Annotated in this window: 3 protein-coding genes; 1 reads left to right on the forward strand and 2 read right to left on the reverse strand. The window is 49.4% G+C overall.

Going from position 1 to position 1,786, the window contains the following annotated elements:
• Positions 1-295: winged helix-turn-helix transcriptional regulator (locus tag ACYQ8U_RS22895; RefSeq protein WP_459947877.1), on the forward strand; the 295-nt coding region annotated here is incomplete at its 5' end.
• Between the two features lie 564 nt (positions 296-859).
• Here the strand turns inward: ACYQ8U_RS22895 and ACYQ8U_RS22900 are convergent.
• Both ACYQ8U_RS22900 and ACYQ8U_RS22905 read right to left on the reverse strand, forming a co-directional pair.
• Positions 860-1,267 (reverse strand): type II toxin-antitoxin system HicB family antitoxin, encoded by a 408-nt coding sequence (locus ACYQ8U_RS22900; RefSeq protein ID WP_459947878.1) that lies wholly within the window; start codon positions 1,265-1,267, stop codon positions 860-862.
• 14 nt (positions 1,268-1,281) lie between these two features.
• On the reverse strand, positions 1,282-1,464 hold the full coding sequence (locus tag ACYQ8U_RS22905; RefSeq protein ID WP_459947879.1) for a type II toxin-antitoxin system HicA family toxin: 183 nt from the start codon (positions 1,462-1,464) through the stop codon (positions 1,282-1,284).
• Between the last annotated feature and the right edge of the window lie 322 nt (positions 1,465-1,786).

Below are 1,786 nucleotides of genomic sequence, written 5' to 3' on the forward strand. Positions count from 1 at the left end.
GGCGCGGCAGCTTCTGGACCTGTCGAATCAGGATCGCGACAAGATCAGCAGCCTCGGCCGAGCGGCGACATCTACCCTACAGGTTCACCGGGCGCTGATGGAGCATCCCATCGCCACCTCGGGCTCACTAGTAGAGAAGACAGGCATCACTCCGGCGACTATCAACAAGGCACTCGGCCACCTTGAGCAGCTCGGCATCGTCAAGGAGCTGACCGCTCAGAAGCGTAACCGCCTGTTCAGCTACGCGGACTATATCGAGATTATGAATCGCGGTACAGAACTGCCGCGCAGGTAGATCAATTCGATTCCGGTTTCCTCGTAAAAAACTATATATTATATAAAATTATTTGATGTTTTTTGCATTCTTTTAATATCATATATCGAGGCGCTAGAAACCGAGCGACGGCAACTCATTGAGATCGCTGAAACATCCAGAACCGAAGCCGCAAAAGCCACGCTGCAAGTCGAACGGGCCGACCAGGCTACAGGAAAAGCGGAAGCTCGAGCGCAGGATTTAGATCTTCAGCTTGCAGAGGTCCAGAAAGAGAAGATGTCCGCAGAAAAGGCCGAAATCGTTAAATCCCTGGCTTTGGCCGAAGAAAGGATAAATAAAACACCAGCAAAATAGGGATAGAGAAACGACGAGAATTCTATACGATTCGGATAAGATACAGACTTACAGGCAGTAATAAAGTGGAGTCTATCCCCTTGGCATCAACGATTGCGACAGAGGAAAATCCATGGACAAACTGATTGAAGACCACCGTGAAGAGATAAGGCGGTTTGCAAGAACACCGGCCCTGACGGCAAATTAATAAACCTGCTTCAACTTGATATCTTCTAAGACCCCATTGCTGATCTAACCGTGGATGATCCTTTCGAGTGCGGCATTGACGAGAAAACCGCTTCTTGTCTCGCCATGGGCTGCGGCATAACGGTCTATTCTGGATAATATCCGGCGCGGCATGCTGATATTGACCCGCTCGGAGTGGTCGTCGATCAACGACCCATCAACTTCGACTATCGCCCATAACCAGCCTTTGTAATCAGGATTATTCACGTGATCGGCCAGAAGGCCAGGGGCGGGAACCGTGCCATTATCATCGAGCACGGTTTCTATCCACAAGGCAATAGCTTCCCGGCTATTTTCAACCGCCTCATCAAGAGTGTCTCCGCCTGAGAAACAACCGGGGAGATCGGGAACCGCCACTCCAAATGCGTGGGTATCATCACCGGGTTCGATGGCAATAGGATATCTTAATTTCATAGTGTCCTTCCTCTTTACTTAAGACCGGCTTGTTTCAGTAATTTGTGAACCAGTCCCACTCCTAAATCGCGTTTAGGATGGGGAACGCTGATATGACCGGGTTGGGTTGGGTGTGTGTAAATATGGTGCGAGCCCTTGACGCCTCTAAGCACCCACCCTTCGGCTTCAAGACGCCTTATAAGGTCTTTGCTATTCATATTGTGTATTATACACACTGCCCTTGTCTGGTGCAAGTTTTGTGGAATGTCGAAACGGCGATTACAGTATAATCTGGCATTAATCTGGGGACATACTTCAGATCGCCATAACAACTGTCCATTTCCCCTTCTGCAAACGCATCACAGACATCCTGCAGCACGTTCTACAGCTTCCCGGCTATTTTCAACCGCCTCATCAAACTTGACATCTTCGAAGCCTGACCCCAACCTGGTGCGATGCACGAAAAAAATGTTTTCCCACTCGGCAACATGGTTAATGTGCCGATGTCGGCATCATGCAGAAAAACCTGCAGCAAGTCGA

The organism is Desulfocastanea catecholica, from assembly GCF_054657295.1.

What these genes read in the sequence shown, in the direction of transcription:
- ACYQ8U_RS22905 (WP_459947879.1), bottom strand. Translation starts at nt 1,464, where the DNA reads ATGAATAGCAAAGACCTTATAAGGCGTCTTGAAGCCGAAGGGTGGGTG.
- ACYQ8U_RS22900 (WP_459947878.1), bottom strand. Translation starts at nt 1,267, where the DNA reads ATGAAATTAAGATATCCTATTGCCATCGAACCCGGTGATGATACCCAC.